The sequence below is a fragment of the Jejuia pallidilutea genome, from assembly GCF_002973595.1.
Lineage (GTDB): Bacteria > Bacteroidota > Bacteroidia > Flavobacteriales > Flavobacteriaceae > Jejuia > Jejuia pallidilutea.
The window spans coordinates 17,171-40,719 of sequence record NZ_PVEO01000012.1 but is presented as its reverse complement, the minus strand read 5'-3'; the positions used below and the strand labels follow the sequence as shown (position 1 = coordinate 40,719).

The window sequence follows — 23,549 nt, the reverse complement described above, 5'->3', positions numbered from 1 at the left end:
GATGCTACGTATACATGGCATTAAAAGTTAAACACATTATAATTTTAAAGTTTTTCTATTAAAGCTAACTAAATTAAACTTTATAAATCTTGATGTTTCGTGTAGTTTCTCCATTTTTCAATACACTTTACCATATCGTCAGGTATTGGAGTTTCAAAACGCATAAACTCGTTAGTTTTAGGGTGGGTAAAGCCTAAAGTTTTAGCATGTAAGGCTTGCCTTGGCAATACTTTAAAACAATTCTCTACAAACTGCTTATATTTTGTAAAAGTGGTGCCTTTTAAAATAGCATCACCTCCATAGCGAGCATCGTTAAACAAAGTATGCCCAATGTGTTTCATATGTACACGTATTTGGTGTGTACGCCCTGTTTCTAACTTACACGATACCAAGGTTACGTATCCTAAACGTTCTATAACCTTATAGTGCGTTACGGCTGGTTTGCCCTTATTGGCTTCATCATCGAGGTATACGGTGTTTTGAAGTCGGTTTTTGGGATGACGCCCAATATTCCCCTCAATAGTGCCCTCATCGTCTTCTACATTTCCCCAAACAATAGCAACATATTCGCGTTCGCTGGTTTTTTCGGCAAATTGTAACGAAAGGTGAGACATGGCCTGCTCTGTTTTTGCTACAACCAACAAACCACTAGTATCCTTATCTATACGATGAACCAAACCTGGGCGTTCGCTAGAATTATTTGGCAGATTATCAAAGCGATGAATAAGACCATTAATTAACGTTCCTGAATAATTACCATGTCCTGGATGTACTACCAAACCTGCCGGTTTATTTACTACCAACAGCTCTTTATCCTCATAAACAATATCTAAAGGCATATCTTCACCTACTAAAAGCGCTTCGTAGGTTGGGTGTGCAAACATTACCCTTATATGGTCGTTGGGCCTTACTTTATAGTTAGATTTTACAGGAGTATTATTTACCAAAATACCTTCGCTCTTTGCTGCATTTTGAATTTTACTGCGCGTAATACTTTCAATATAGTTCATTAAATATTTATCGATACGTAAAGGTGCTTGCCCCTTATCTACGGTAAACGTATAATGTTCGTGCAGGTTATCTTCTTCGGGTAATTGTGGCGCGTTGTCTTGCATAATTTGGCATTAGTTTAGGCTAATGCTATGGGCGGTTTCCGTTACCTAAAACCAAATCTATTTTAGATGTTTTTGGCAGTTTTTCTCCAGGGTTTATGGTTTTTCCTTTATATTTTAATTGTAGCACAATATCTTTCCCAAGATTGTCTACGTAGGTAATATTTCCTACCTTAAAACCTAGAGCCTCTAAATTTGGTTCGGCTTGCCTAAAAGTACGTTCCCTTAAATCTGGAACCTCAACTTTTCTATAGCCCGATGGGTTTAACGTTAAATATATTTTACGGTCTTCTTTTACTTTTGTTCCTGCTGCTGGTTCTTGTTCTATTACGGAAAACTTAGGGTAATCTGGATTAAAATTTGCCGAATCCTGTATTTGCATTACCAAATTATTTTCATTTAACTCCATTTCTGCAACACTTATAGATTTGCCTTTTAATTCCGGAACCGTTTCAAACTCACCATGATTGGTAGTAGATTTTAACCATGTTAACATTAAAAAACACAAAACCAGAATGGCTACTATGGCCAATACCAGTTGTTTTAAAAATGTTTTACTTATTAAAAACTTAAAGACACTCATTTGCAGATTTTTCGATTAGGCAAATATATAAAAACAGAACTGTTTTTTGTTTTGCGATTTATATGATATTTTAGCTTAACTATATTAAATACGATTTATTGCCGTATTTAGATGAACATCAAATAGTTTTATGATAGAAAAAAAGAACATAGCCATAATTATGGGAGGCTATTCAAGCGAATACAAAATTTCGTTAACCAGCGGCAATGTGGTTTATGAAACTTTAGACCGAAAAAAATATAACCCATACCGTATTCACATTTTTAAAGACAAATGGGTTTATGTTGATGATGACGATTTAGAGTTACCAATTGATAAAAACGATTTCTCTATAAACATTGATGGTTATAAAATTACTTTCGATTGTGTGTTTAATGCCATTCATGGTTCTCCTGGAGAAGATGGGTACATGCAAGGGTATTTTGAGTTACTTAAAATACCACACACAAGTTGCGGCATGTACCAAGCTGCAGTGACCTTTAATAAACGTGATTGCTTAAGTATTTTAAAACCTTATGGTATTAAAACCGCAACATCTTATTATTTGAATTTAGGCGATATTGTAGACGAAAACGCTATTGTAACCAAAGTAGGCTTGCCTTGTTTTGTTAAAGCCAATAAAGCCGGTAGTAGTTTTGGCGTTACTAAAGTACACAAAAAAGAAGATTTACAAGCGGCGATAGCTGTAGCCTTTAAAGAAGATGATGAAATTATAATAGAATCGTTTTTAAATGGCACCGAAGTTTCAGTTGGTGTTATTACTTATAAAGGCAACACTACTGTATTACCTATAACCGAAATAGTTTCTGAAAACGATTTTTTTGATTATGAGGCTAAATATTTAGGAAAATCTCAAGAAATTACTCCAGCAAGATTAACCCCAGAACAAGAAGAAAACGTAAATATTTTAGCAAAAAAGGTATATGAAGTTTTAAGAATGACAGGGTTTTCTAGAAGTGAGTTTATTTTTAAAGATGGTGACCCTTATTTGTTAGAAATAAACACAGTACCAGGACTAACCAAAGAAAGTATTTTGCCCCAACAAGCAGCAGTAGCTGGTATTTCACTCGCCGATTTATTTGATAATGCCATACAGGAAAGCCTAAAAGCCTCCCTTAGCTCCCATAAAGTAGAGTAACCCAAATCCTAAACAAAGATTCGTATATTTACACACAACAGCTTCTCCCTTTTGGGAGATTAAGAGAGACTTTTTATGAAACGCGCAATTTTCCCAGGGTCTTTTGATCCATTAACTTTAGGCCATTACGACATTATTAAACGAGGTGTTACACTTTTTGATGAAATTATCGTTGCTATAGGCGTAAACTCATCCAAAAAGTACATGTTTTCTCTTGAAGAACGCAAACAGTTTATTGTAGATGCCTTTAAAGACGAACCAAAGGTAAAAGTAGTAACCTACGAGGGTTTAACCGTGGATTTTTGTTTAAGGAACAATGTTGAGTTTATTTTAAGAGGCCTAAGAAATCCTGCCGATTTTGAATTTGAAAAAGCCATTGCACATACCAATAGAGATTTAGCTCCTATAGAAACCATATTTCTACTTACCTCTGCCCAAACCTCATACATTGCATCTTCAATTGTACGGGATGTAATTAAGAACAATGGAGATTACACGAAATTGGTTCCTGAGAGTGTGAGGGTTAAGTAACTCTTGGTTTTGTAAAAAAAATTCCACCGACTTCGTTTAGCGTCGAATATAAGTCATTAAAAACGACACATATTCGTAACAATTTTACAAGAATCTCCCAAAAAAACAAATCACTTTCTGTTAAAAATAACGTTGGCAGACATTTACGTTAGAGGTTTAACGGCATGTTTGATCCCGATGATAATCTGGAAAGTAGTGAAAGCCCAAACACATAATTGTAAACACTTAAAGTTTATATTCCGAAAGCGATTTTGGAAATGCCTCGGGGTTTTCGGCTAAATGATAACGAGGGTCGTCTATATCTTCAATTATTACTTCTCTAAATTTAGGATTGGCCTTATATAAAAGCACTTTACAATCTTCGCTTAAATGCTTTAGTTTAATGGTTTTTCCAGCAGCTTCGTATTTTTCAACTAAATTAAAAATAGCTTCTAAAGCAGAATGGTCGCTTACACGAGATTCTACAAAATCTATTTCTACATTATCTGGATCGTTTTTTACATCAAATTTATCGTTAAACGCCTTTATAGAGCCAAAGAATAGAGGCCCCCAAATTTCATAAATTTTAGTACCATCGTCTTTCATACGCTTTCTAGCCCTAATGCGTTTTGCGTTTTCCCACGAAAACACCAAAGCACTTATAATAACTCCTGCAATTACTGCAATTGCTAAATCTTTCCATACGGTGATTAATGAAACGGCTATTAAAACAATAGCATCGGTAAGCGGTATTTTTCGTAAAATTCTAAAACTACTCCATGCAAACGTACCAATAACTACCATAAACATTACGCCTACTAATGCTGCAATTGGAACCTGCTCTATTAAACTAGATGCAAATAGTATAAAAAACAATAAGGCTACAGCCGCTACAATTCCAGAAAGTCTACCACGTCCACCGCCTTTTATGTTTATTAGTGACTGCCCAATCATAGCACAACCACCCATACCACCAAAAAAGCCAGTAACAATATTAGCACCACCTTGTGCCATACATTCTCTATTCGTATTCCCCCTAGTTTCGGTAATTTCGTCTACCAAATTAAGGGTCATTAAAGACTCTATAAGTCCAATTGCCGCTAAAATAACTGCATAAGGCCCTATAAATTTTATAGTTTGCCAATTAAAAGGTACTTTACTAAATATATCTGTTTGGAATTGAGGCAAACCGCCCTTTAAACCCTCACCTCCACCATCGCGAATAAAACTGCCAACGGTAGCTACATCAAGCTTTCCAAAAATAACAATGGCAGACACTACTAATATAGCGATTAAGGCTTCGGGTAATTTTTTTGTGAGTTTAGGCAAAAAATACATAATAGCCATAGTTAATGCTACCAAAGCTAGCATAACCCACATTTGTAAACCCGTAAACCAGTTGCCACTAGCATCTTTAAATAAATTTAACTGAGATAAGAAAATTACAATTGCCAACCCGTTTACAAACCCCATCATTACAGGGTGCGGAATTAACCTCACAAATTTCCCCAACTTTAATACGCCTGCTAAAACCTGTATTATTCCCATTAAAATAACGGTGGCAAATAAGTAGTATAGTCCTAAATTTTCACCAACTTCACCCATAGCATTACCTTCTGCAACCAAACTTACCATTACTACAGCAAGGGCTCCTGTAGCGCCACTAATCATACCCGGGCGCCCTCCAAAAACCGAGGTTATTAAACCAACCATAAATGCAGCGTAGAGTCCTACCAGTGGATCTACACCGGCAACAAAAGCAAATGCAACTGCCTCTGGCACCAATGCTAAAGCAACGGTTAACCCACTTAAGATATCGTTTTTCGCGTTTTTAGCGCGTTTTCTAAAAAATGCAGTCATGGTTTGTTTTTTTTGAAGGTGCAAATTTACAGTTTAAAACAGGATGCACAAGTATTGCTGTTACAATTTACATATTAAAGAATTAAAACTCTATGAGTTACAAAATTACTAGCTTTTAATGGGTTTCCTTATAAAGTGTTCATTCTAAATTATTGTAATTTTATGCTTTAAAACAGTAATATGAAAAAAATTACATTGGTATTTCTTATACTTTTTGCTTGTGAATCTTCTAAAAATTCATCTGATTATGTTTTTGAAACCCGATTTGAAACATCAAACGGATTGGAGACAGCAACTTACAAAGAGGTGATTGAATTTTACACAGAACTAGCTGAAGCATATCCCGATATAAATATTCAGGCTGTTGGAGAAACCGATTCTGGTGAACCTTTACACCTGGTTACCTTTAATACTGAAGCTGAATTCAACTTTAAAAATATAAGATCCAACAAACGTATTCTGCTAATTAATAATGGTATACACCCTGGAGAGCCCGATGGTATAGATGCTACCATGATGCTTTTTAGAGATTTAGTTAAAGATAAAATTAAACCGCCAAAACATGTAGCTATTGCTACCATTCCTATTTACAATATTGGTGGCTGCTTAAACAGGAATGCCACATCGCGAACCAATCAAAATGGTCCGAAAACCTATGGTTTTAGAGGAAATGCCCGCAACTACGATTTAAATAGAGATTTTATTAAGTGTGATACCAAAAACGCCAGAACTTTTGCGCAGATTTTTCATTTAGTAAAACCCGATATTTTTATTGATACACATGTAAGCAACGGTGCAGACTATCAATACACGCTCACACATTTGTTCACACAGCATAATAAATTAGGCGATAAACTAGGTAATTATTTACATACTGAAATGATGCCAAATTTGGAACAAAAACTAGCGAAAAAAAACTGGGATATTACACCATATGTAAATGTTTTTAATACAGCCCCAGAAAAAGGGTTTTCCCAATTTATGGATTATCCAAGATATTCTACTGGGTATACCTCACTTTTTAACACGTTGGGTTTAATGGTAGAAACACACATGTTAAAACCTTACAAGCAACGTGTGGAAGGCACTTACCAACTACTAAAAAGCATGATTGAAATCGCGGACTCTGATAGTGAAAAAATTAAAGTATTACGACAAGAAATGCCCTTGCTGATGCGTAAAAACAAATATTACACGCTAGATTGGGAAATAGATACCACTAAAAATTCACCCTTAAATTTTAAAGGCTATGAAGCTGATATAGCTAAAAGTGAGGTTACTGGTTTTGATAGGTTAAAATATAACAGAACAGCACCTTTTACCAAAGAGGTAGACTATCAGAATTTTTTCAAACCAAAATTAAAAGTTGAAATACCCAGTGCTTACATTATACCCAAAGGTTGGCATGATGTGATTGAACTGTTAAAACTAAATGACATAGAGATGAAGCCTTTTGAAAAAGACACCACTTTAACTGTTGAATTTTATCGTATTTTGGATTATAATACACGAAAAACACCCTACGAAGGGCATTATCAGCATTATGGTGTTACTATTTCTAAATCTGAAAATAATATGACATTTAGTGAAGGTGATTATTTTATTAGCACACAGCAAAACAACTTTCGTTATCTAATGGCAACTTTAGAACCCCAAGCTCCAGATTCGTTTTTTAACTGGAATTTCTTTGATACTATTTTACAGCAAAAAGAAGGATTTTCCCCATATGTTTGGGAAGACAAAGCCTTAAAACTACTTGAAAACAACCCTAAACTAAAACAAGAGTTTGAACATCGTAAAAAAGATATAACTGGTTTTAAAAACAACTGGTTTGCTCAACTAGATTGGTTACACAAACAAAGCGAACATTACGAAACGGCACACTTACAATATCCTATATACAGAGTTAACTAAAAAAATTTATTTGCTGCTTTAAACTAAAAAAACTAAACGTATCTATTCTAGTATTCTTTTTAAAACGATAGCATAGAGAACCATTTCAAACACTAAAATTATAAATTTGTTTAATCAATTAGAATTTTAATATTGGCGTAAGAGTTGTTCATGGCCTTTTTAATTTTCTTTTTTCCTAGCCATTTCACCTTTGTTATGCCTTCTTTTTCTTGAGGATAAAGTTTTCCATCAAAAGAGGTTTTCATTTCAAACCAATAGGTAATTTTAATTCTATAGCGTCCGCGACGTTTAAAAATATGGTATGTAGTTTCTAATGGTTTTACAATTTCTAAGCCTTTTACGCCTGTTTCCTCTTCAACTTCCCTAATGGCGGTTTCTTCAATACTTTCTTTTTTTTCAATTTTACCTTTAGGCAAATCCCATTTACCATTTCTAAAAATAAAAAGTACTTTACCTTTATCGTTATATACCTTACCGCCCCCAGCAACTACATTTGGTGCTTTTTTAAGGAATTTCTTCAGTAATTTTTCTTCATTTTTATGAACCAAATACACCTTTTTAAGTGGCGTATTGTTTAGCTTCCTTATTACATTTCTAAGAATAACCTTATTTAATTTATAGTTTTTAACCCCTTTCTTTTCCTTAGGCTCTGTAGATAAGATTATAGGTTTATCACCAACAAATATTTTGTACATAAAGAGATTATTAACTATTTCTGGTTGGTAAAAATATCATTTTTATACACAAACATACAGTTGTTGAAAAAAATATTTTATTCGATTAAAAAGGAATTATGTTATCCTAAATATATGTTTAATTTTGTGTTATGATTTTTAATAAAGACATTGCCAAAAAAACAGCCGAAGTTTTATTGCAGGTAAATGCTATAAAACTAAGCCCCAAAGCGCCTTTTACCTGGGCCTCTGGTTGGAAATCACCTATTTATTGTGATAACCGTATTATTTTATCGTTTCCGCCTATTAGAAACTATGTTCGTGAAACTATGGCTAAACATATAGAGCGGCAATATGGAAAACCAGATGCTATAGCAGGTGTCGCCACTGGCGCTATTGGCATTGGTATGCTGGTAGCAGAGTATTTAAATTTACCGTTTATTTATGTGAGACCCGATGCTAAAGGCCATGGCCGAAAAAACCAAATTGAAGGTTTTATAGAAAAAGGACAAACCGTTGTAGTTGTAGAAGATTTAATAAGCACCGGAAAAAGTAGTTTAAATGCTGTAAAAGCTTTACGTGAAGGTGGAATTACTGTAAAAGGTATGGTAGCTATTTTTACCTATGGGTTTGAAATTTCAAAAGAAAATTTTGAAAAAGAAAATGTTACACTGCACACACTTGGCAACTACGAGAGCCTTTTGGAGCAAGCTTTACAAACCAAATATATTACCAAACAGGAGTTAGAACTATTAACAGAGTGGAATTCTAACCCTAGCGAGTGGAACGCTATTTGATATACTACTGTATAGACAAGACGTTGTTTAGGCTTAAAGCAGAACTAAATTAACCCACTTTTACAACTAAACAACATATAACTTAACAACATATAATTATGAATTTAGAATCACCTACAGTAAGCGTGCCTAAAACACCTCAAGACACTTTTAACTTTATTTCAGATATAAAAAACTTTAAAACCTTAATGCCAGAAAACATTAGCAAATTTGAGGTACTTGATGATAACAAGTTTTTATTTGCATTAAAAGGCATGCCCGAGATTGTTTTAAAAAAGAAAGAAGAAATCCCCCCAAATAAAATTATATTTGGTGCCGCTGGTGGTAAAATAGATTTTGCTTTAACCGCTGTTATTTTAGAAGGAGAAACTAGCGGTAGTAATGTAAAGCTAGAGTTTAATGGCGATTTTAACCCAATGATGGCGATGATGATTAAAGGACCTATTTCAAAATTTATTGAAACATTGGTTACTAATTTACCTAAAGCGATTTAGTACATTAAGGTAATATCCTTTAAGGCAAAGGATTTGGTAATGTTATCTTCTAGCATTACCTGTAAATGTCCAGAATCTTCAACAGATTTTATGTAACCTACAAATAAATTACCCTTAGCATCCTTAAATGTTGAGGGTTTGTTTTTTCTAAATAAAAAAGATTCATAAACTGCTTTCAGTTCCATAAAATTCCCTTCTTCTAACTTAGAAAAATATAGCTTCATATTAAAAATAATACTATCTAGAAGTTCATCTAAATCAAAAACACGTCCTGTAATATTTTTTAAGGAAGAAGCATTGGGCAATGCCGTAAAATTTGTTTGATTAACATTTAGTCCAACTCCTATTATAGAAGCGTTAATAGCACCTTGTTTCATGACATTTTCTATTAAAATTCCACAAATTTTTTTGTTTTGTGACAAAATGTCGTTAGGCCACTTTATATATAATTTGGGAATTAAAAATGTATTTAAACTCTGTTTTAAGGCTAAGGCAACAACCATACTTATGTAAAATGGAAACTCTAACTTATACGTAGAAACATCAACAAACATACTAAACATCAAGTTCTTTGAAGGTTCAGATAACCAAACTGTTCCCATTTGCCCTTTTCCACTGGTTTGATGATTAGTTGTAACCACAGTAAAATGTTTTATAGTTTTAGCACTAATCATTTCTTTTATAAAAGTATTAGTAGAGTCAATGGCATTAAGTTTGATTATAGGCATTTATAAGTTATTTTTATCGTTTAAAATCTTGTGAAAATTTTAAGGGGTAAAGAACTAAAAAAAATAATAACTTTGCACAAATTAAATAAAATTAATGGCGAAAGAAAAAATAAGCGCAGATCAGTTAATATCAGTTATAATTAGTGGAATTGAGGATGTAAAAGGTAAGGAAATAAGTATTTTAGACCTAAGGGAAATTGAAAATACTGTTTGCGATTATTTTATAATTTGTGAAGGTACTTCAAATACTCAAGTTAACGCCATAGTAAATTCCGTACAGAAAAAAGTAAGCAAAGAACTTAAAGACCACCCATGGCACGTTGAAGGTGCCGATAATGCAGAGTGGGTTTTGTTAGATTATGTAAATATTGCTGTTCATGTGTTTCAAAAACATATAAGGGAGTATTACGATATTGAAAGCCTTTGGGGCGATGCAAAAACAACAGTAATAGAAACAAGTTACTAAAAACAAAAAATGGCAAACGATAATAAAAATCCAAAAGAAAAGAAACCAAAATTTAGTCCGTATTGGATTTACGGAATTATACTATCCTTATTTTTGGTATTTACACTTTTCAACAATAACACTATGGATAGTGGAAACTCCACTAACCCTACCCAATTTTTTAAATTTGTTAGAGATGGTGATGTTTCTAGGGTTGAAATTGTAAACAGAAGGCTTGCAAAGGTTTATTTAACTAAAGAAGCTGCACAAAAAGAAATACATAAAAAATCTAAACCCACAAGTTTTAGCCTATCGGCTGCACAAATGCCTAATTATAGGTTTGAATTTGGGGAGTTAGAAATTTTTCAAAATAAGTTAAACGAGATTATTGATCAAGAAAATCTAGATCTAGAGCCCGTTTACATCACTGAAGAAAACCATTTAGCAGACTTTTTAATTGGTATCTTACCATTTGTACTTTTAATTGGTGTTTGGATTTTTATTATGAGACGAATGTCTGGTGGCGCTGGCGGTGGTGCTGGTGGCCAAATTTTCAACATCGGAAAATCCAAGGCAAAACTATTTGATCAAAATACAGAAGTTAAAACTACATTTAAAGATGTTGCAGGTTTAGAAGGTGCTAAAGAAGAAGTACAGGAAATTGTAGATTTCTTAAAATTTCCAGAAAAATATACTACCCTTGGTGGTAAAATACCAAAAGGTGCATTGCTTGTAGGCCCTCCTGGAACAGGTAAAACATTGTTAGCAAAAGCGGTTGCTGGCGAAGCCAAAGTTCCTTTCTTTTCATTATCAGGTTCAGATTTTGTTGAGATGTTTGTTGGTGTAGGTGCATCTCGCGTGCGAGATTTGTTTAAACAAGCCAAAGAAAAATCGCCTTCAATAATTTTTATTGATGAAATTGATGCCATTGGTCGTGCCCGTGGCAAGAATGCCATGTCTGGCAGTAACGATGAACGAGAAAATACACTAAACCAGCTATTAACAGAAATGGATGGTTTTGGCACAAACACTAACGTAATTGTTATGGCCGCAACCAATAGAGCTGATATTTTAGACAAGGCCTTAATGCGTGCCGGACGTTTTGATAGACAAATATTTGTGGATTTACCTGATGTTCGCGAACGCAAGGAAATATTTGAAGTCCACTTAAGACCACTAAAAAAGGAACAGGGTTTAGACACCGATTTTCTTTCTAAGCAAACTCCTGGTTTCTCAGGAGCAGATATTGCCAATGTATGTAACGAAGCTGCTCTTATTGCTGCCAGAAATGGTAAAAAAGCAGTAGACAAACAAGATTTTTTAGACGCTGTAGATAGAATAATAGGTGGTTTAGAAAAGAAAAATAAAATTATTACACCAAGCGAAAAACAAGCCGTTGCTTATCATGAAGCTGGACACGCCACAATAAGCTGGATGCTAGAGCATGCTGCACCCCTTGTAAAAGTCACCATTGTGCCCCGTGGCCGTTCTTTAGGGGCTGCTTGGTATCTGCCAGAAGAACGATTAATTGTTCGCCCAGAGCAAATGCTAGACGAAATGTGTGCAGCTCTTGGTGGTCGTGCCGCAGAAAAGGTAATATTTAATAAAATATCTACTGGTGCATTAAGTGATTTGGAAAAAGTAACCAAACAAGCACGTGCTATGGTTACAATTTACGGACTTAGCGATAAAGTTGGAAATTTAACCTATTACGATTCTTCTCAAAGCGAATATGGGTTTACAAAGCCCTACAGCGAAAAAACAGCAGAATTAATTGATAATGAAATCTCTGATATCATAGAGGAACAATACCAACGTGCCATTAAGATATTAGAAGAAAACAAAGACAAATTAACAGAATTAGCAGAAGTACTGCTAGAAAAAGAAGTTATTTTTAAGGATAACTTAGAGAAAATTTTCGGTAAGCGCCCTTTTGAAAAAGAGGAACGTGAAACTCTCGACAAATAATCAATTGCGTTAAGCTTTTGGTAAAAATCTTAAATTAGTCTCAGGATTAGTTTAAGATTTTTTATATTTGAAAAACTCTCATTAAAAAAAGATTAATAGCGAACACCTGAATGAATCTTTTTAAAAAAATTTTCGGATCAAAATCAAAACCATCTGAAAAGGAAATAAAGTCTGATGACCGTGGTAAATATATGCCAGAACTTAAACTGCCTATAGACGAAAAGTTTACAATAAACTTTAAAGCTAATGGTGGTAAATTCTTGTATTGCGATGATTTAGATGAAGTGTTTTCAAACTTCTCAAATATTATTGAAGAAAATTCTTGGGAAGACAAGCCAGCACTTATTATAGATGATAACCTTGCAGAAAAATTTAAAACCTGCAATATTAATACTACCAAAAATTCAAGTATTGCAACATATTTCCTAACTACTTGCGAAAATCTTATTGCAACCGATGGCTCATTACTTATAAGTTCTAATCAAATTGTTACTAAAAAACTACCCGAATTACCTTTTAACCTTATTGTATTTGCTACCACTAGCCAAATAGTTGACAATATTGGTGAAGGGCTAAGAGGTATTAAATCTAAGAACAGGCAACACATTCCTACAAATATTACTACAATTAAGCATTTTAAATCTGGTGACGAAAAAGACTTTTTAAGCTACGGTAGTAGTGCAAAAAACTTATATTTGCTGCTATTAGAGGATTTGTAATTTAAGCAGCTTTAAGAAATGAAAGACATTTTACTACGCTCACTATCTGGTTTGCTATATGTAATCTTATTAATTGTTGTTTTAAGTTTAAATACACCACACCCGTTTAATATCCTATTTTTTATTTTAGGCATGCTATCGTTATTCGAGTTTAATAAACTCATTCAGCTAAAAAGTGTTATACCCTATTTTATATTTGTAGTGCTTTACCTAATATTTGGGTACTGGCGCATGGTTTTAAGTTCTAACGCTGGTTTAGATGAAGCAACCCAAATATTAACTGTACTTACTATATTTGTAGATTTATTTTTAATTAAAGATTTGTTTTCTCGTAAAACAATTCCGCTATTTAGCACAAAACGCTTTATTATCACTACATTTTATCTTTCAAGCGGATTTGTATTCTTAGTACTTATTGCAAGTGTTTTTAGTCCTAAAATATTATTGGGATGTTTTATTTTAGTTTGGGTAAACGATTCGTTTGCGTATTTAGTCGGAAAAAACTTTGGAAAACAAAAACTATTTGAAAAAATTTCTCCCAAAAAAACAGTTGAAGGTTTTCTTGGGGGCCTATTCTTTTCTTGTATTGCTAGTTATTTTATTTCTAATTATACAGAAACTTTAAATTTTACAAATTGGCTCATTCTCAGTATCTTTATTACTGTTTTTGGCACACTAGGAGACCTGATTGAATCAAAATTTAAACGACAAGCTAGCGTAAAGGATAGCGGTACTATTATGCCTGGTCATGGTGGATTGTTAGATCGTTTAGATAGCATTATTTTTGCGTCCCCTTTTATTTACTTATTTTTAAGAATTTTACACTATGTTTCATAAAGAAGGTCATAAAATAATACTCTTTACTCTAATTATTGTAGTAGCCTGTTTTTTATTGGTAGACAATTTTATTGCTATATTTTGGTTAAGAACAATAATTCTTGTTGCGTTATTGGTGTTTTTAATTCTAATATTACAGTTTTTTAGGAACCCTAAGAGGCTCACACAGTTAAACGACAATACCGTAGTGTCTCCAGTTGATGGGAAAGTTGTAGTAATAGAGGAAGTATTTGAAAAGGAATATTTTAACGATAAACGTATACAAGTAAGTGTTTTTATGTCGCCTTTAAACGTGCATGTAACTCGATATCCCATTAGCGGTAAAGTAGTATTTAGCAAATACCACCCCGGGAAATATTTAGTGGCGTGGCACCCAAAAGCAAGCGAGGAAAACGAACGCACTACCGTTGTTGTAGAAAATCCTATATACGGTAAAGTACTTTACAGGCAAATTGCAGGAGCATTGGCAAAACGTATTGTAAATTATGCAACAGTAAAGGACGACGCAAAACAGGGCACAGACTCAGGATTTATTAAGTTTGGATCGAGAGTAGATTTGTTTTTACCATTAGATACCAATATTAAAGTAAAGCTTCACCAAAAAGTACGAGGCGGCGAAAGCATTATAGCAGAAATTAATGAGTAACGAAACTTTAAATAAAGTATTTGAAGAGGCAGTAGCACGAGTAAATGCGCATAAAGACCCCTTTCCTGCTGATACGCTACTAAAACTGTATGCTTACTACAAAAAAGCTACAAACGACTATGGTAAACCTCGAAGCAAAAAGCAAATTATTAATGCATTTAAAACCAATGCGCTTTTTCAGGTGAAAGACATTTCAGAAGATGAAGCTAAACAAGCATATATTGACTTGGTTAACAAATACTTTTTATACAGAAAATAGTCTACAAGAAAAAAACTATAGACTACCCTTTCTTTAGTTTATAATTTAAAACTCAATTATTAATCAGTATTAAATCCGAATTAAGATTCTAAACTTGCTAAACTAGACTTAATAGTTTCAATTTTTGCCAAAGCATCAGCTTCTTTCTTCTTTTCGCTTGCCACCACCTGTTCTGGTGCGTTATTTACAAAACGCTCGTTAGACAGCTTCTTTTGAACTGATTTTAAGAATCCTTCGGTGTAATTTAACTCCTCTGTTAATTTCTTTATTTCGGCTTCAACATCAATTGCACCAGACATTGGTATGAAGTACTCGTTAGATTTTACACGATACGTTAATGCGCCTTCTACGGCTTCATTTACGTAATTTATGCATTCTAAATTTCCAAGTTTTGCTATAACTGCATCAAACGTAGTTTTTGTGTTTTCATTGTTAATTACTGAAAACGGAATAGCGTCTTTAAATGCTATATTTTTTTGCTTCCTAATGGTTCTAATTCCTGATATCACCTCGGTAGCAAAATCGAACTCTGAAATTAAATTTTGGTTAATAGCCTTCGTTTCTGGCCATTTAGCAACTATTAATGCTTCTTTTGGCGAACGTTCTGCTATAAATTGCCAAATTTCTTCGGTTAAAAATGGCATAAACGGATGTAACACCTTTAAATTATCTTCAAAAGCGGCAATTACCGCGTTGTACGTTTTTCTATCAATAGGCTTTTGGTAGGCAGGCTTGACGATTTCTAGCAACCAAGACGAAAAATCGTCCATAATTAGCTTATAAATGGTCATTAAAGCATCGCTTAATCTGTATTTACTAAAATGATCTTCAATTTCTGTTAATGCCTTTTGAAATTTAGAACTATACCATTCTAAACCTACTTTGGCGGTTTCAGGTTGCATTAAATCTTCATCTATCTCCCAACCTTGAACCAACCTGAAGGCATTCCAAATTTTATTACCAAACCCCTTACCTTGCTGGCATAAGGCTTCATCAAACAATAAATCGTTACCAGCAGCAGAACTTAATAATAATCCTACCCGAACGCCATCTGCACCATATGCTTCAATTAATTTTAACGCATCGGGCGAGTTCCCTAAAGATTTACTCATTTTTCGTCGCTGCTTATCGCGTACCAACCCTGTTAAGTAAACATTTTTAAAGGGCTTTTCTCCCTTATACTCATACCCTGCAATTATCATACGTGCCACCCAGAAAAATAATATATCTGGCCCGGTAACTAAATCGTTTGTTGGGTAATAATATTTTATGTCTTTGTTTTCAGGGTTGCGGATACCATCAAACACACTCATGGGCCATAACCACGATGAGAACCATGTATCTAAAGCATCGGTCTCTTGCCTTAAGTTTGAAACTTCAAGTTTTGCATTTCCTGTTTTTTCTTGAGCTATTTTTACAGCATCCTCTAGAGTTTCAGCAACAACAAAGTCTTCTTTTCCATCGCCATAGTAATACGCTGGAATTTGCTGACCCCATAATAACTGGCGGGAAATATTCCAATCGCGAATATTTTCCATCCAATGTCGGTAGGTGTTTTCAAATTTCTTTGGAAAAAGCTGTATGTCGTTATTTTCACCTAAAACGGCTTTAATGGCTGGTTTTACTAAATCTTCCATTTTCAAAAACCATTGGTCGCTTAACCTTGGCTCTATAATGGCTTTAGTACGTTCTGAAATACCAACTCGGTTATTGTAATCTTCAATTTTTGAAATTAAACCTAATGCATCCAGTTCCTTTACAATAGCTGTTCTAACCTCAAAACGATCCTGACCTTCGTAATGCAATCCATAGCTATTTAGTGTAGCATCTTCGTTGAAAATATCGATTACTTCAAGATTATGCTTATCGCCTAAAATTTTATCGTTTTCATCATGTGCAGGTGTTACTTTTAAGCAACCTGTACCAAACTCAACATCTACATATTCGTCTTCAATTATTGGAATAACCCTGTTACAAATTGGCACAATGGCTTTTTTTCCTTTTAAATTAAAATGACGTTCATCTGAAGGGTTAATACATATGGCAGAATCTCCTAAAATAGTTTCTGGGCGTGTAGTAGCTATAGTTAAAACCTCATCAGTCCCTTCAATTTTATAATTTATATGATATAATTTTCCTTGCTTATCAACATATTCTACCTCCTCGTCAGACAAGGTAGTTTTAGCTTCTGGATCCCAATTTACCATACGATAACCTCTATAAATCAAGCCTTTGTTATATAAATCCACAAAAACTTTTATCACAGCTTCTGACATATCGTCATCCATAGTAAACTTAGTTCGCTCCCAATCGCAAGAACACCCTAACTTTTTTAATTGTTCTAAAATAACACCACCGTACTCATGTGTCCATTCCCAGGCATGTTGTAAAAACTCCTCTCGTGTTAAATCGTTCTTATCAATGCCCTGTTCTTTAAGTTTTGCCACTACCTTCGCTTCGGTTGCAATAGACGCATGATCGGTTCCTGGCACCCAACAGGCATTTTTACCTTGTAAACGTGCGCGACGAATTAAAACATCTTGTATGGTATTGTTTAACATATGTCCCATATGCAATACCCCAGTTACGTTTGGTGGAGGTATTACTATGGTATAAGGCTCTCTTTCATCTGGCTCTGAATGAAAATAATTATGTGTCATCCAGTAATCGTACCACTTACTTTCTACCTTACTTGCATCGTATTTTGATGGAATTTGCATACTTTGGAACAGTTTTTGACTTTTAGTTGGCAAAAGTACTTATATTTCTTTTCCTATGAAAGTTGATAGTGATGCACTATATGTTAAGATTAATGTAATTCGTCTATTATTTTTGCAGGTTGTGGAAAAAGTACCTATGTTTACAACAAAATAATAACCATTAAATACAAAAAGATGAAACATTTATTTACACTTTTATTTGTAGGGTTAATTAGTTTTTCTCTTAACGCTCAAGATAAAGTAGCTAAAATTGAGTTTAAGGAAACTACCATAGATTATGGTACTATTGAAAAAGGCTCTGACGGTGTAAGAACATTTGAATTTACAAACACTGGGAATGCACCTTTAATTATATCTAAAGTAAGCTCTAGCTGTGGTTGTACTATACCCAAAAAACCAGATGCGCCTATTATGCCGGGTGAAACTGGGAATATTGAGGTAAATTACGATACCAACAGAGTAAACCCAATTAGAAAAACTATTACAGTAATGTCTAACGCAGAAACACCTACCGTAGCATTAAAAATTAAAGGTTTGGTGGTAGACCCATCTAACAACAATGTTTTAGAAAAGAAGAGTAAAAGTGTGGTTGAGCAGTAAGCCTCCATATTTTAAAAACATAACTAACCTAAGCCTAACGCTTAGGTTTTTTTATTTAATGGATTAGACAGCTTAAAACTAAAGGTTCGCTTGTTACCATTTCTATCTACAACAAGTTTTATGGTTTTACCCTCTTCAGCATGAAAAAACTTTGTAATTTGTTGCAACGAATAGTTATGGGTGTCTTTACCATTTATATTTAAAATAACATCACCTTTTTGTACACCAGCGGTTTCGGCTGGTGAGCCTTCTCTTAATTCTACAACAGCAAATGCTGGTTTAAGACTTATTTCGAAGTTATTGTTTAAAGCAACATAATTTGGACTTACAGATGCATTATACCCTCGGTTTTTAATTTCAAAATCTTTATTCTTAGTTTTCACAAAACGGTAACCCCTATATTCTAAAATTATTCCAGATTTATTGTAACCAAAACGCTTGTTAAAGTTGCCGTTTCTTTTTAAGGTAATTTTTGCTTTACCGTAATCCATAATAATATTAAAGCGTTTTAGTATGTTTCCAGAGACACTACCGTTTCTATCCTCCATCATATTATTAAATTTTATTGATGCTTGGTCGGGGTAAGCTACATTTACATTTTTTAACCTAAAATGTTTTAGCGAAAAAGCATCAACTTTAGAGCGTTTTCCAAAAACACTCCCATTTAGCCCATGACCCAAAAAATCGTTAAAGTAATAATCGCCAGATGTTATACCCTTTTCCTTATCTTCAAAAAGCCAAAGTGCATCACTACCCCCAGTATCTATAAGTAACTTTACAGGAAGATTCTTATTCTCGTTATGCACCATAGCGTACATGTAAGGTTTATTATTATGAAATTCTAAATTAAATACCTCGCACGTTCTACAATCTTTATAGCTAAAACTATCTGGATGATGTAATTTTAAAAATTGCTTAGAATAATTTATTTCTACAATAAAATCCTTTAGTATATCGAACCCTATAATACCATGGATAGGTACACCCAATTTTGGCGTAAAATCTAGCATAGTATTGTAAATGGCATATAAATCTTGGTTTATTTTAATAGCATCACCAATTTTTAAAACGTTGTTCTTAAACTTTAAAGCTGCAATAGAAGCACCTGCCCCCAAACCTCTTAGAAAAATGGTTTCGGTAGGCTTAACACTTAAACTATCAGAAACATTAAGAATATTAAAAATGATAGGCTTACTTACACCAGTATCAAATAAAAAGGACAATTTTACACCATTAACTTCTACGGGAAAAACAATCAAGTTATTAATAAGTTTAAACCTTATTTTATCTTTTCCGCTTTTATTATGAAGTACAAATTGATCTTGTGCCAATACGATACTACAGCAGCTAAAGCATAAACACACAATACAAAGAAATCTTTTCATTATAAAAACTGAATATTATGGTAAATCAAGTTACAAATCTTTGTGATGCACCTTTAATTTAGCTTCGTATTTTAAAAAAAATTTAAGATAATTTTTGCAACTTTGCTCGCTAATAGTTATTTAATGCCTTCTATATCAAAAAAAGGGCGTAACATGCCCCAATCACCCATACGTAAATTAGTGCCTTATGCTGAACAAGCCGAAGCAGAAGGTAAGTTTATTTATTATCTTAATATTGGTCAGCCTGATATTAAAACACCAGAAATAGCCTTAAACGCGGTTAAGGATAATGATATTGACATTTTATCATATTCTCGGTCTGAAGGGTCTGATACTTACAGAAATAAAATTGCCAATTACTATGCCTACCACAATATAAACGTATCGCACAACGACATTATAGTTACAACAGGTGCAAGCGAAGCTATAGCTTTTATTTTTGGTAGTATAATGGATCCTGACGACGAAGTAATTATTTGCGAACCTTTTTACGCCAATTATATAGCTTTTGCGACCGCTGCAAGTGTTAAGGTAAAACCCATAGTTTCTAGAATAGAAGATAATTTTGCATTACCAGCCATAGCTGAATTTGAAAAATTAATATCCCCGCGCACTAAGGCTATAATGATTTGTAACCCTGGGAACCCTACAGGATACCTATACTCTAAAGAAGAAATTGAGCAACTGGCAGCCATTGTGAAACGCCACGATTTATTTTTAATTTCAGATGAAGTTTATAGAGAATTTACTTATGACGGACACTCACATTTTTCTATTTTAGAATTAGAAGGGCTAGACGAATATACCATTATGATAGATTCTGTTTCTAAACGCTACAGCATGTGTGGTGCAAGAATAGGCTGTTTGGTAACTAGAAACGAAACCGTGAGGCATACCGTTTTAAAATTTGCCCAAGCGCGTTTAAGCCCACCAACCTATGCCCAAATAGCGAGCGAAGCTGCATTGAGCACACCACAAAGTTACTTTGAGGATGTAAAGAAAGAATACATAGCACGTAGAGACACACTAATTGCTGAACTTAATAAAATTAAAGGCATTACCGTAGCTACCCCAAAAGGCGCTTTTTATTGTATTGTAGAATTACCTGTTAAAAACTCCGACCATTTTGCGCAATGGCTTTTAGAATCGTTTAGCGTAGATAATGAAACGGTAATGGTTGCACCTGCTGGTGGGTTTTATTCCACCCCGGGCATAGGTTTAAACCAAATTAGAATAGCCTACGTACTTAAAAAAGAGCACTTGATAAAAGCAGTAAATATTATAAAAGAAGCCTTAAAAATCTACAAAGATTAATGCAACTATTACAAAACATATCTCTAAAAAACTATAATACGTTTGGTATTAAAGTTAAGGCAAAATACTTTGTTGCTGTTTCGTCTATTAAAGCGTTGAGAGATGTTTTGACTTTAAAAGGGTATCCAAACAAACTTTTGTTAGGCGGTGGCAGCAATATGCTACTTACGCAAGACCAAAACAAATTAGTTATTCATATTAATATAAAAGGTATTTCTATTGAACAAGAACATAACGATTTTGTGTTAGTTAGAGCAAATGCAGGCGAAAATTGGCATGAATTTGTGTTATGGTGTTTAAAACACGACTTTGGCGGATTAGAAAATCTTTCGCTTATTCCAGGAAATGTAGGAACCGCACCCATTCAAAACATTGGCGCATACGGCGTAGAACTTAAAGACACTTTTGTATCATGCAATGCCATACACATTAAAACGCTTAAAGAATCCACATTTAATAAAAACGAATGTAATTTTGGATACAGAAATTCTATTTTTAAAAATGAAGAAAAAGGCAAATACATTATTACTTCGGTACTCTTTAAGCTAACAAAAAAACATCATAAACTTCATATAGATTATGGTGCCATAACATCACAATTAAAAGCGCAAAACATTAATAACCCTACAATTCAAGATGTTTCAAAAGCAGTAATTGCAATTAGGGAAAGTAAACTCCCAGACCCAAAACTTATTGGCAATAGTGGCAGTTTTTTTAAAAATCCAGTAATTTCAAAAACAAAATTTAAAAACCTTCAAGATAACTTTAAAGATATTCCTAGTTACCCTGTATCAAAAAACGAGGTTAAAGTCCCTGCAGGCTGGCTTATAGAAAAAGCAGGATTTAAAGGCAAGCGCTTTGGCAAATATGGTGTGCACAAAAACCAAGCTTTAGTGCTTGTAAATTATGGCGGTGCAGAGGGTTCTGATATTTTAAAATTATCGAAATTAATTCAAAAAACTGTTTTAAGACTTTTCGATATTTCAATTGAAGCCGAAGTAAATATCTTATAGTTTAAATAAATTTCTAACTTTGGCGTTAATCAAATTCAATTAAGTATCAACTAATTAAACCAACTTACATTGATTTCAAACATAGAAAAAGAAATAGTTAGTTTATTAAAGAGTAGTGATAAAAGGGCTATTTCCTTACTCTATGAAAATTATGCCGATGCACTTTACGGCGTAATACAAAAGGTGATTACCGATGAAGAAACGGCACAAGACGTACTACAAGAAACTTTTGTTAAAATTTGGCGCTATGCCAAAAAGTACGACTCATCTAAAGCTAAGCTATTTACGTGGTTATATAGAATTGCATACAATACTGCTATTGATAAAACCAGATCTTTAAAAAATAAAACCGAAAAAGAAGTCCAAATTGATACTTCTAGCGTATATAAAATTACAACGAACTCTTTAAACCAAGATGTTTTAGATATAAAAAAACATTTAAGCTCCTTGGATGAAAAGTATCAAATAGTAATTAATGCGCTATTTTTTGAAGGTATGACACAACAGGAGGCTAGCGATGAGCTTGATATACCGTTGGGAACTATAAAATCGAGATTAAAAATTGGATTGAGAGAATTAAAAAAGATTTACAATCCTTAATAAAACCAAGTCATGAATGAGAAAATAATTACTTTTTTAAATTCAGGCCTTTTAGATAAATATCTAATGGGTACAACAACTGTTGCCGAAACAGAAGAGGTTGAAACTTACATTGCAAAATATCCAGAAGTACAAAATGCTTACAACACACTTCAGCACAATCTAGAAATTGTTGCAAAAAGTAATGCTGTAGAGGCACCCAAAGCCATTTTAAATAATGTTTTAGAAGAATTGGATGACGCTCCAGTTGTAACGCTACAAAAGCGCAGATATAAAAAATGGTACAAACTAAGTATTGCAGCTAGTATTGCAGCTATTGCGTTTGCTGCTACATCGTATCTATTCTACAATCAAAATCAAAAATTAACTGAAGAAAACCAAGTTGTTGTTGATGAGATTTTTGATTTAAGAAGCGATATAGAAATGAACAACAAAAAGCTAGACGCCATTATGGAACAGTTTAAGCGTTTAAACGATCCTGGAACTTACAAATACATAATAAAAGGTAACGAGCGAGCTAAAGATTTAAAAACTGTAGCATATATTAATCCTAAGGAAAAAACCTCGATGATAGATGTGGTATCCTTACCGCAATTACCAGAAGAACAGTGCTACCAAATTTGGGCCGATTTGCAAGGTAAAATGGTAAGTTTAGGTATTTTAAGCGAAACTGATAGGCAATTAAAAAGAATTCCTTTTACAGAAAACGCAACGGGCTTAAATATTACTATAGAGCCAAAGGGCGGAAATGCTGTAGCATCTTTAGAAAATACTGTAGCAGAAATTAGCTTACAATAAAATACAATAGCTTTAAAATTGAAAAAGCCTCTTTTCTAAACGAAAAGAGGCTTTTTACTTGCTATTATTAACTCTTATTGGGGCTTATATCTGTGTTGCACTTTTTAAACATAATCTACTTATAATAAGACACCTACTATCCTTTTAAGTCACAAAACCATAATTATAAGTTAGGTTTTACTCATATTTTTTAACAAAATATGTATCTTTGCACAAAATTTTTTTATGAAACTTCTTTTGATTACTCTACTGTTATTAGGTCTTGGCATCGCAGGAATAGCCATTAAAATATGGGCTAAAAAAGACGGCAAGTTTGCAGGTACCTGTGCCAGCCAAAACCCTATGCTAAATCAAGAAGGTGAAGCATGTGGGTTTTGCGGAAAAACTCCAGATCAATTTAGCGACTGTAACGAACCGCAACATTCAAAATAATTG

Annotated in this window: 24 protein-coding genes; 17 read left to right on the top strand and 7 right to left on the bottom strand. The window is 33.7% G+C overall.

Annotation, left to right across the window (positions count from 1 at the left end):
• Nucleotides 1-80: 80 nt before the first annotated feature.
• Nucleotides 81-1,115, bottom strand: a complete 1,035-nt coding sequence (locus tag CLV33_RS15565; RefSeq protein WP_105474671.1) for an RluA family pseudouridine synthase — start codon at nucleotides 1,113-1,115, stop codon at nucleotides 81-83.
• Between the two features lie 25 nt (nucleotides 1,116-1,140).
• Complete coding sequence (locus CLV33_RS15560; RefSeq protein WP_105474670.1) at nucleotides 1,141-1,695, bottom strand: PASTA domain-containing protein; 555 nt, start codon at nucleotides 1,693-1,695, stop codon at nucleotides 1,141-1,143.
• A gap of 130 nt (nucleotides 1,696-1,825) precedes the next feature.
• Here CLV33_RS15560 and CLV33_RS15555 point away from each other — a divergent pair, with 130 nt between their 5' ends.
• Together CLV33_RS15555 and coaD are read left to right on the top strand one after the other, a co-directional pair.
• The gene (locus CLV33_RS15555) at nucleotides 1,826-2,833 is read left to right on the top strand and encodes a D-alanine--D-alanine ligase (RefSeq protein WP_105474669.1); all 1,008 of its coding nucleotides are present in this window, start codon (nucleotides 1,826-1,828) and stop codon (nucleotides 2,831-2,833) included.
• A 75-nt stretch (nucleotides 2,834-2,908) separates the two neighbouring features.
• A complete protein-coding gene (gene coaD / locus CLV33_RS15550) occupies nucleotides 2,909-3,364 on the top strand; it encodes a pantetheine-phosphate adenylyltransferase (RefSeq protein WP_105474668.1) in 456 nt (151 codons plus the stop codon).
• A 225-nt stretch (nucleotides 3,365-3,589) separates the two neighbouring features.
• Here the strand turns inward: coaD and CLV33_RS15545 are convergent, their stop codons facing one another.
• Nucleotides 3,590-5,203: a SulP family inorganic anion transporter gene (locus tag CLV33_RS15545; RefSeq protein WP_105474667.1), complete on the bottom strand. Its 1,614-nt coding sequence runs from the start codon at nucleotides 5,201-5,203 to the stop codon at nucleotides 3,590-3,592.
• 180 nt (nucleotides 5,204-5,383) lie between these two features.
• On the opposite strand from CLV33_RS15545, the gene CLV33_RS15540 reads away from it, so the two are divergent.
• A complete protein-coding gene (locus CLV33_RS15540) occupies nucleotides 5,384-7,117 on the top strand; it encodes a M14 family metallopeptidase (RefSeq protein WP_105474666.1) in 1,734 nt (577 codons plus the stop codon).
• A gap of 110 nt (nucleotides 7,118-7,227) precedes the next feature.
• Here the strand turns inward: CLV33_RS15540 and CLV33_RS15535 are convergent, their stop codons facing one another.
• Entirely contained in the window at nucleotides 7,228-7,812 is a 585-nt protein-coding gene (locus tag CLV33_RS15535; RefSeq protein WP_042245114.1) for an NUDIX hydrolase, read from the bottom strand.
• A 131-nt stretch (nucleotides 7,813-7,943) separates the two neighbouring features.
• Between CLV33_RS15535 and pyrE the strand changes: the two genes are divergently transcribed.
• A complete protein-coding gene (gene pyrE, locus CLV33_RS15530; protein WP_042248708.1) occupies nucleotides 7,944-8,588 on the top strand; it encodes an orotate phosphoribosyltransferase in 645 nt (214 codons plus the stop codon).
• 98 nt (nucleotides 8,589-8,686) lie between these two features.
• The gene (locus CLV33_RS15525; RefSeq protein ID WP_105474665.1) at nucleotides 8,687-9,082 is read left to right on the top strand and encodes an SRPBCC family protein; all 396 of its coding nucleotides are present in this window, start codon (nucleotides 8,687-8,689) and stop codon (nucleotides 9,080-9,082) included.
• Here CLV33_RS15525 and CLV33_RS15520 read toward each other — a convergent pair.
• Nucleotides 9,079-9,810: a biotin--[acetyl-CoA-carboxylase] ligase gene (locus CLV33_RS15520; protein ID WP_105474664.1), complete on the bottom strand. Its 732-nt coding sequence runs from the start codon at nucleotides 9,808-9,810 to the stop codon at nucleotides 9,079-9,081. The two genes, CLV33_RS15525 and CLV33_RS15520, sit on opposite strands and share 4 nt — an antisense overlap.
• Before the next feature lie 94 nt (nucleotides 9,811-9,904).
• On the opposite strand from CLV33_RS15520, the gene rsfS reads away from it, so the two are divergent.
• The 6 genes from rsfS to CLV33_RS15490 all read left to right on the top strand — a co-directional run bounded on the left by rsfS (nucleotide 9,905) and on the right by CLV33_RS15490 (nucleotide 14,684).
• The gene (gene rsfS, locus CLV33_RS15515) at nucleotides 9,905-10,276 is read left to right on the top strand and encodes a ribosome silencing factor (protein ID WP_042248706.1); all 372 of its coding nucleotides are present in this window, start codon (nucleotides 9,905-9,907) and stop codon (nucleotides 10,274-10,276) included.
• Between the two features lie 9 nt (nucleotides 10,277-10,285).
• Complete coding sequence (gene ftsH / locus CLV33_RS15510) at nucleotides 10,286-12,223, top strand: ATP-dependent zinc metalloprotease FtsH (protein ID WP_045372214.1); 1,938 nt, start codon at nucleotides 10,286-10,288, stop codon at nucleotides 12,221-12,223.
• Nucleotides 12,224-12,333: 110 nt separating this feature from the next.
• Nucleotides 12,334-12,942 (top strand): LUD domain-containing protein, encoded by a 609-nt coding sequence (locus tag CLV33_RS15505; RefSeq protein WP_042248703.1) that lies wholly within the window; start codon nucleotides 12,334-12,336, stop codon nucleotides 12,940-12,942.
• Between the two features lie 18 nt (nucleotides 12,943-12,960).
• A complete protein-coding gene (locus CLV33_RS15500; protein ID WP_105474663.1) occupies nucleotides 12,961-13,779 on the top strand; it encodes a phosphatidate cytidylyltransferase in 819 nt (272 codons plus the stop codon).
• The gene (locus CLV33_RS15495; RefSeq protein WP_042245099.1) at nucleotides 13,769-14,425 is read left to right on the top strand and encodes a phosphatidylserine decarboxylase family protein; all 657 of its coding nucleotides are present in this window, start codon (nucleotides 13,769-13,771) and stop codon (nucleotides 14,423-14,425) included. The genes CLV33_RS15500 and CLV33_RS15495 overlap by 11 nt, the downstream gene beginning before the upstream one ends.
• Nucleotides 14,418-14,684 carry an acyl-CoA-binding protein gene (locus CLV33_RS15490; protein WP_042245096.1) on the top strand — a complete coding sequence of 89 codons (267 nt, stop codon included), beginning with the start codon at nucleotides 14,418-14,420 and terminating at the stop codon, nucleotides 14,682-14,684. The genes CLV33_RS15495 and CLV33_RS15490 overlap by 8 nt, the downstream gene beginning before the upstream one ends.
• A gap of 80 nt (nucleotides 14,685-14,764) precedes the next feature.
• Here CLV33_RS15490 and CLV33_RS15485 read toward each other — a convergent pair whose 3' ends face one another.
• On the bottom strand, nucleotides 14,765-17,404 hold the full coding sequence (locus CLV33_RS15485; RefSeq protein WP_105474662.1) for a valine--tRNA ligase: 2,640 nt from the start codon (nucleotides 17,402-17,404) through the stop codon (nucleotides 14,765-14,767).
• Nucleotides 17,405-17,578: 174 nt separating this feature from the next.
• Between CLV33_RS15485 and CLV33_RS15480 the strand changes: the two genes are divergently transcribed.
• Nucleotides 17,579-18,004 (top strand): DUF1573 domain-containing protein, encoded by a 426-nt coding sequence (locus CLV33_RS15480; protein WP_105474661.1) that lies wholly within the window; start codon nucleotides 17,579-17,581, stop codon nucleotides 18,002-18,004.
• A gap of 41 nt (nucleotides 18,005-18,045) precedes the next feature.
• Here the strand turns inward: CLV33_RS15480 and CLV33_RS15475 are convergent, their stop codons facing one another.
• Entirely contained in the window at nucleotides 18,046-19,389 is a 1,344-nt protein-coding gene (locus tag CLV33_RS15475; RefSeq protein WP_105474660.1) for a pepsin/retropepsin-like aspartic protease family protein, read from the bottom strand.
• A gap of 123 nt (nucleotides 19,390-19,512) precedes the next feature.
• Here CLV33_RS15475 and CLV33_RS15470 point away from each other — a divergent pair, with 123 nt between their 5' ends.
• From CLV33_RS15470 to CLV33_RS15450, 5 genes are all read left to right on the top strand, one after another.
• Nucleotides 19,513-20,703 carry a pyridoxal phosphate-dependent aminotransferase gene (locus tag CLV33_RS15470; protein WP_042248700.1) on the top strand — a complete coding sequence of 397 codons (1,191 nt, stop codon included), beginning with the start codon at nucleotides 19,513-19,515 and terminating at the stop codon, nucleotides 20,701-20,703.
• Nucleotides 20,703-21,716, top strand: coding sequence for a UDP-N-acetylmuramate dehydrogenase (gene murB / locus CLV33_RS15465; protein ID WP_105474659.1), 1,014 nt, complete (start codon nucleotides 20,703-20,705; stop codon nucleotides 21,714-21,716). Before CLV33_RS15470 ends, murB begins: the two co-directional genes overlap by 1 nt.
• Nucleotides 21,717-21,785: 69 nt before the next feature.
• On the top strand, nucleotides 21,786-22,316 hold the full coding sequence (locus tag CLV33_RS15460) for an RNA polymerase sigma factor (RefSeq protein WP_042245087.1): 531 nt from the start codon (nucleotides 21,786-21,788) through the stop codon (nucleotides 22,314-22,316).
• Nucleotides 22,317-22,328: 12 nt separating this feature from the next.
• Nucleotides 22,329-23,114, top strand: a complete 786-nt coding sequence (locus CLV33_RS15455; protein WP_042245085.1) for an anti-sigma factor — start codon at nucleotides 22,329-22,331, stop codon at nucleotides 23,112-23,114.
• A gap of 225 nt (nucleotides 23,115-23,339) precedes the next feature.
• Nucleotides 23,340-23,546 carry a membrane or secreted protein gene (locus CLV33_RS15450; RefSeq protein ID WP_042245082.1) on the top strand — a complete coding sequence of 69 codons (207 nt, stop codon included), beginning with the start codon at nucleotides 23,340-23,342 and terminating at the stop codon, nucleotides 23,544-23,546.
• Nucleotides 23,547-23,549 lie beyond the last annotated feature (3 nt).

Bases quoted from the DNA above. Each gene is read 5' to 3' on its own strand.
- CLV33_RS15455 (WP_042245085.1), top strand. From the start codon at position 22,329: ATGAATGAGAAAATAATTACTTTTTTAAATTCAGGCCTTTTAGATAAA.
- CLV33_RS15475 (WP_105474660.1), bottom strand. From the start codon at position 19,389: ATGAAAAGATTTCTTTGTATTGTGTGTTTATGCTTTAGCTGCTGTAGT.
- CLV33_RS15480 (WP_105474661.1), top strand. From the start codon at position 17,579: ATGAAACATTTATTTACACTTTTATTTGTAGGGTTAATTAGTTTTTCT.
- rsfS (WP_042248706.1), top strand. From the start codon at position 9,905: ATGGCGAAAGAAAAAATAAGCGCAGATCAGTTAATATCAGTTATAATT.
- CLV33_RS15535 (WP_042245114.1), bottom strand. From the start codon at position 7,812: ATGTACAAAATATTTGTTGGTGATAAACCTATAATCTTATCTACAGAG.
- CLV33_RS15470 (WP_042248700.1), top strand. From the start codon at position 19,513: ATGCCTTCTATATCAAAAAAAGGGCGTAACATGCCCCAATCACCCATA.
- CLV33_RS15545 (WP_105474667.1), bottom strand. From the start codon at position 5,203: ATGACTGCATTTTTTAGAAAACGCGCTAAAAACGCGAAAAACGATATC.
- pyrE (WP_042248708.1), top strand. From the start codon at position 7,944: ATGATTTTTAATAAAGACATTGCCAAAAAAACAGCCGAAGTTTTATTG.
- CLV33_RS15560 (WP_105474670.1), bottom strand. From the start codon at position 1,695: ATGAGTGTCTTTAAGTTTTTAATAAGTAAAACATTTTTAAAACAACTG.
- CLV33_RS15495 (WP_042245099.1), top strand. From the start codon at position 13,769: ATGTTTCATAAAGAAGGTCATAAAATAATACTCTTTACTCTAATTATT.
- ftsH (WP_045372214.1), top strand. From the start codon at position 10,286: ATGGCAAACGATAATAAAAATCCAAAAGAAAAGAAACCAAAATTTAGT.
- CLV33_RS15490 (WP_042245096.1), top strand. From the start codon at position 14,418: ATGAGTAACGAAACTTTAAATAAAGTATTTGAAGAGGCAGTAGCACGA.
- CLV33_RS15565 (WP_105474671.1), bottom strand. From the start codon at position 1,115: ATGCAAGACAACGCGCCACAATTACCCGAAGAAGATAACCTGCACGAA.
- CLV33_RS15485 (WP_105474662.1), bottom strand. From the start codon at position 17,404: ATGCAAATTCCATCAAAATACGATGCAAGTAAGGTAGAAAGTAAGTGG.
- CLV33_RS15505 (WP_042248703.1), top strand. From the start codon at position 12,334: ATGAATCTTTTTAAAAAAATTTTCGGATCAAAATCAAAACCATCTGAA.
- coaD (WP_105474668.1), top strand. From the start codon at position 2,909: ATGAAACGCGCAATTTTCCCAGGGTCTTTTGATCCATTAACTTTAGGC.
- CLV33_RS15520 (WP_105474664.1), bottom strand. From the start codon at position 9,810: ATGCCTATAATCAAACTTAATGCCATTGACTCTACTAATACTTTTATA.
- CLV33_RS15525 (WP_105474665.1), top strand. From the start codon at position 8,687: ATGAATTTAGAATCACCTACAGTAAGCGTGCCTAAAACACCTCAAGAC.
- CLV33_RS15555 (WP_105474669.1), top strand. From the start codon at position 1,826: ATGATAGAAAAAAAGAACATAGCCATAATTATGGGAGGCTATTCAAGC.
- CLV33_RS15540 (WP_105474666.1), top strand. From the start codon at position 5,384: ATGAAAAAAATTACATTGGTATTTCTTATACTTTTTGCTTGTGAATCT.
- murB (WP_105474659.1), top strand. From the start codon at position 20,703: ATGCAACTATTACAAAACATATCTCTAAAAAACTATAATACGTTTGGT.
- CLV33_RS15500 (WP_105474663.1), top strand. From the start codon at position 12,961: ATGAAAGACATTTTACTACGCTCACTATCTGGTTTGCTATATGTAATC.
- CLV33_RS15450 (WP_042245082.1), top strand. From the start codon at position 23,340: ATGAAACTTCTTTTGATTACTCTACTGTTATTAGGTCTTGGCATCGCA.